Source organism: Prevotella sp. MGM2, assembly GCF_002933955.1.
GTDB lineage: Bacteria > Bacteroidota > Bacteroidia > Bacteroidales > Bacteroidaceae > Alloprevotella.
The window spans coordinates 1-5,756 of sequence record NZ_BEWW01000026.1; the positions used below are offsets into that span (position 1 = coordinate 1).

3 protein-coding genes and 1 pseudogene are annotated in these 5,756 nt (G+C 41.2%); 2 read left to right on the forward strand and 2 right to left on the reverse strand.

All coding sequences use genetic code 11. The features are described 5' to 3' along the window. Positions 1–137, forward strand: a pseudogene (locus tag C5S62_RS00515) (cell filamentation protein Fic); the annotation flags it as partial. A 467-nt stretch (positions 138–604) separates the two neighbouring features. Here the strand turns inward: C5S62_RS00515 and C5S62_RS00520 are convergent. Together C5S62_RS00520 and C5S62_RS00525 are read right to left on the reverse strand one after the other, a co-directional pair. After that, entirely contained in the window at positions 605–2,155 is a 1,551-nt protein-coding gene (locus tag C5S62_RS00520) for a trehalase family glycosidase (protein WP_104403599.1), read from the reverse strand. A 45-nt stretch (positions 2,156–2,200) separates the two neighbouring features. Beyond that, positions 2,201–4,798, reverse strand: a complete 2,598-nt coding sequence (locus C5S62_RS00525) for a 4-alpha-glucanotransferase (protein WP_104403600.1) — start codon at positions 4,796–4,798, stop codon at positions 2,201–2,203. Positions 4,799–5,359: 561 nt separating this feature from the next. Between C5S62_RS00525 and C5S62_RS00530 the strand changes: the two genes are divergently transcribed. Beyond that, on the forward strand, positions 5,360–5,749 hold the full coding sequence (locus C5S62_RS00530) for a DNA/RNA non-specific endonuclease (protein WP_104403601.1): 390 nt from the start codon (positions 5,360–5,362) through the stop codon (positions 5,747–5,749). The last annotated feature ends 7 nt before the right edge of the window (positions 5,750–5,756 follow it).

Genomic DNA, 5,756 nt, shown 5'->3' on the forward strand with positions numbered 1-5,756 from the left:
TTTCGCATAAACAAGCGATTGAGAAGGCAGAAAAGGAGTTTGCCATCTATCGCAAGCGTGAAATGGATTTGTTGGAAAGTGATTTTGATAAGGAAATCAAAAAATTGAAAGATAATAATGATAAAAGTTCAAAGTAATTCACTGCCTTTGCACTTGGAGACCTTCACGCAACCTTGCGCAGAACACAGCGAGTCATTGGTGGAGCAATCGGAGGAGATTACCGTTGAGTAGCTTTTAGAAGATAATGATATTCAACCACTTGGAAATAAATTGCGATTCCTGGTGGCACCACAAACATAATATCTAAAAGACTTATGAAAATCATATGGTATAAGGCTGCTATATGGCCATAACCGTGATTTTCATTGACCTCCCTACTTTTTTTAAGTACCTTAGATTCAAAGATTTACAATATTTCAACAACTAAATCACTCGTTATTGCAAATATTTACGCTCATCTAAATACAAAAGAGTGTTTCATCTCTAAAAATAACATCCCATACCTCTCAAAGACAATAAACCTCACCCTTCATCATAAACACAAAAAGCACTTCGAAGACAAAATTGCCATCAAAGTGCTTTTTCTTATCATCACAAAATTAACTCATTCTGCCTTAACCTTATAACGATGAGTCCCTGTTTTAATACGTATCGCCTTACCATTAACTATAAGTGTATAAGGACATGAAGTAGTCACTTCCACCTTACGTTTGTCAGCAAGATAAATTACATCTGTCTTTACGTCACCAAAACGCAAACGACGTAATCCATGTGTCCCATTATGCGATTTCAAATTCCACGTAAGTGTGCGTGTGTGCGCATTGGCACTACGGAATCCCATCATATTCTCAATAAAGAGAGAGATGGGCCCCAAAGCCGACCAACCGCAAAAATCGGGACGGGCACGCCGCCCATGCTCTGTCGAGGGAGTATCGTCAGAAGGATTATAGCATTCCCAAATAGTGTGAGGTGTTTCCGCATGATAAGTACGCAACTGCTGGCGCACCACACGTTCAGCCAAAGTATCAGCCAAAGCGTAATAACCATATTTTTCCAAGGCCTTCGTACCCATATAAACAATCGGTAACCACACGCCGCCACGCCAATAATCACCTGTAGCAGAATTAAAATCCTTGTCATCACGCGAAAGTGAATTCCATGGATACTTACCTCCCAGATACTGTTCTCTCTCCAAAAACTTAACCATCCTGGCTGCACGGGCAGAATCAGGTATTTCGGCCAACATCACCCAAAATGAAGCAGGTGTCTTGATGCGGCATGGCTCACCGGTCTCCACTGAAATATCATAATAAAAACCATCCTTTTCATCCCAATACCGTTCGTTTACAATCCGTTTTACACGCTCATATTCAATCTGCCAAAGTTCAGCTTGGGTCAGATCACCTGACAACTGGCACAAGCGTGAGATGTAAAGTGCAGACAATGCCTGCTGAGCCATCGCATCAACCCACATAACCTTACCATATCCTCCAGCATCTCGTCCCCTTACGGTATTATCCATACCACTTGCACCACCATCCCAAATATAACCAATTATTTCACCAGCATCATCACGGACCACATTGCGCCTGATTGGATTAGGAGACACATTCTCATTGACATTTCCTTTAGGAACAGTATTAAAATACTCATAATGTTTCTGCAAATACCTCTTATGCTTCAAAACCAAATCTACCTGAGCTGTATCAGCTGAGAATATAAAATTCTCATACTCCACCCAAGCAAAAAGTGGAGGATTATCACGTAAATGAATGCGCAATGGAGTTTTTACATTATCATGAATAGGCACATAACAATTAAGCAATGTTTCTTTACCAGGAAAAGCCTTAGGAGCATACTTCGAAAACATCACCATGAAACAGCCATCCCATATCCATATTTGATCGTCATAACAGTTCTCATCAAGATAAGGTGAAGCCGGTAATCCTTCCGGGCCACGCCTTACACGTCCAGAAGCAATTTCCCAAGTCTTATTATAAAGAGCTACCAAGTTTGTATCAGGATGCACAGCCAAAGGTATTTCCGACTGCCAGTCAGGGTAAACAGCATCAGCAGGAAGTTCTTGCGCCGCTACTGGCTGTAGAAAAACAAGCGATAATAATACCGCTACTGTGTATAAAAAAGTTTTTTTCATAAATTAATGATTAAATAAAATTTAAAGATTCTTTTTTGTCACCAATTACCGTCTGCGACCGCTTTTGGCTATTAAGGCACGGAGTTTTTCGTTGAACGAGGTAGCAGCCACCAATTCCTCTATTGTCAAGTGCATGCGATATTGCCAATACTGGTTGGGATTGGCCGGCACATTTATCTGTTCTCTCTCCGGATTGTGACTCCTCAACCTTTCATCCATTGCCAACAAATCCTGTAGCGCCAATAAACAGAACATCGAAGGGGAATCGAAATGCATAGCTACAACCTGTTCACACACATCTGTAGTGGCTTCGGCTGGCGCACGCCCTTCCCTTCCAAGTACCTCATGCCAAAACGCCTGTGTCTGTTCCTCATTCTCACGCCACCACAAGCGCAAAGGAGCCATATCGTGAGTAGCAATAGTGGTTACAGACAAATACGGATTATCCTGTAAATAGCCAAAGCGAATACCATATTTTTTGGGCATACGCTGAATTTCAAGCGAAAGTATATTCAACTTTTCCAGAACTCCCTTTACAGAAGATGGCACCATACCAAGGTCTTCAGCGCATGGAAGCATAGAATGCTCTTCTTTGCCTGTCAATCCATTCACAATTACCGGTAATTTTTCCAATGCATTTTCAGCCCAAAACTCATTATGACGCACATAAAAGAAATTATCATGCAAACGATTAAAAGCTTGTTGATCTGTTAATGTCAAGGTTTTGAACACTTCTGTCTGCTGTGCCGCAATGCGTGGATGATAATAGCCAGGAATATCCGGGTCGTTTACAAATAAGACCTCAGCCACCACATCCATCAGGATATCCCGCAAGTAACCTTCCGGTACTGCTATTTTTATTTTATGTTGCGTATCATATTCAGTTTTTAAAACGAAAGTTCCGTCTGCACGAGGTACAAAAAAGCACCTTAAACCGCTTCCGCTCACTTCTTCTAGTTGAGCTAACCGATCAGTCGTGACAAAAGGTTGTATATAACGAGCAACATCGGCTTCAAAACCATTGTATCGTATTTCTTCAACACTCAACGGTAACGCCGGCCTGAAATGTCCCAACAATCCATACATCTGTTCTGCCGGAATCTCCCAAATACGGAAAAAACCAAGCACATGATCAATACGATAAGCATCAAAATAATTATTCATATGATTCAGCCGACGACGCCACCAAGCATAATCGTCTTTGCTCATTTCCTCCCAGTTATAGGTAGGAAATCCCCAATTCTGCCCATGAACAGCAAAAGCATCGGGAGGAGCTCCAGCCTGACCATTAAAATGGAAAAGATGGCTATCCACCATAGCTGGAACACTATCATGACAAATTCCAATGGGAATATCTCCTTTCAGAATAACCCTCTGCAGACGAGCGGCTTTGTGAACTGCTGCCATTTGGTTATGAAGTAAATATTGAACAAAAGAGTAAAACTTTTCATCTCCATTACATTTAAAATTCATGGCACGAGCTTTCTTTACACAAAAACGGGCATAGGGTTCCAGCCAATATGAATGCTCAGTGCAAAACTCGTTATAAGCGGCCAGCTTATCAATCTCCGGTCTAACCATCTTATACAAATCTCCCAAAAAAGCCATTTTCTCTTCAAACACAGCTTCATAATCCAATTCCGGTAAGGCATTCAACGCTGTAAAACGCTCGGCATAACGAGCATATATCGGACTGCTCTGCCACTCTCTCAAATCCAGATATATAGGATGCAGAGCAAACACAGAAATTCCACTGTAGGGGTAACTATCACGCCATGTTCCCGATGAGGTTGTATCATTAACTGGCAACAACTGAACAGTACTCATACCTGTACTGGCTGCCCAATTAATGAATTGACGTAAATCTCCGAAATCACCAATCCCCTGACTGCCTTTACTTCTTAGAGAAAATACAGGAATGACAACTCCCGCGCCGCGCCATAAAGCCAATGACATACGGGGAGCATCATCAGAAACAACGGCAGCTTCCCCCTTTCGCAGACAGCAGGGAGACAAACAACGATTACCTCCCTCTTCCCAAACGATATTCCGAGAAGGGATGTTTTCATCAACCAACACATATTTGTAATATACGCCTTCTGCAAAATCTTCAGAGGCTAAAGGCAGACACCACTCGTACACATCTGTCCGAACAAGATTACGCACCTTCTCCTCCTTCCATTCTCCTAATCGTGGAGAACTGCCTAATACTCCCCAACGAAAGCCTGAAGGCGGCGGAGTCGCACGCATCAGCAGAAAATAAGAAGACGAACTTAGCTGCATACCTAGATCATCAATACCACTATGACGGAAAACACATTCCGTAAATGCCGAATGAAGAAAAACAGAATCAATGCCTCGCTCAGTCCAATTGTCGCACAATAACACCCATGACCGATGCCCTACAAAGAAATGGCGCGTAGCCGGACGTTCAGCACGTACAATACAGCCATCAGCATTACGCACACTATAGGCATAAGTTATAATATCAGCCCCCCCCCATTCAATCTCGGCTGTCCACATAGAGCCGTCAGTTGTCACCAAGGGCAATTGCTTTACATCCTTACCTGAAGCGCCATAATCCAGCCATAAACTTTCTCCCCACGTTGTAACATAATTTATTCTAAATCGAATTTGCGCCATATAAAATCCAAATTATATTTTTGTTTTTCACATTTGGAGGTAAAGATATAAAGAAATAAACAAAAGCCGAAACTTCATACGTAAAATATTCAAAGTGCTCCAAGAAGCTTTATTTTTTCAAAAATAATACCTCAAAAACTTGCATACACAGTAAGAAGTATGTATTTTTGCTCTCAAATAAAGGCTGTACCGGTTCGATTGGGATACTCATCAATAATTACCTGAACACCGAGGAAGCTGCTTCACTAATGGCGTGCCGACATACGCCTCGTGTAGAGTCGGATTACAAAAGTGAAGAGGGCACTCAAATCTTTTTCACTCGGAGTTTCATCACATCATCGGTACAGCTTTTTTTATATTCCATCTGATACAAATCTTATTCAGGTCTATCAGACTTTTCACCATGAAGAAAAATATAAAGAGGGAACGATCGCAAGGTTTATTAACATTGGGTTCATACTGACATTCTTTTTAATTAATGAGCCTCATAGATATATCAATTGCTTATTGTCCAAACAGACCTCAAAATAATAAATGCCAAAAACACAAGACAGAACATCCATGGCAAGGAACATTCAATATCTAGTAATTTTAGCCATTGCTGCCGTAACCACATACGGATGGAATAAGTATACCTATTCAGATAAAAGTAAAGATGAAATAGTAAAAGAAGAAAATCTTATTATTGCCCCGAAAAATTATGAAGTTCCCCGATATAGAACCAACCAGCCACCAGAACAAATTTTAAATAGATTTTCCTACACAACATCTTACAATAAAACAACAAAAACTCCCAACTGGGTGGGATGGGTATTAACCGCAGATCACACGGATGGAGAATATGCCCGTAAAGGGCATTCATTTATAGAAGATTCAGATGTGTCACTCCCAAGAGCCCTTTATACGGGTCAAGCCGAAATTCCGGTGCATTTGTTAAAATTCGAGAGCTGAAATGTTA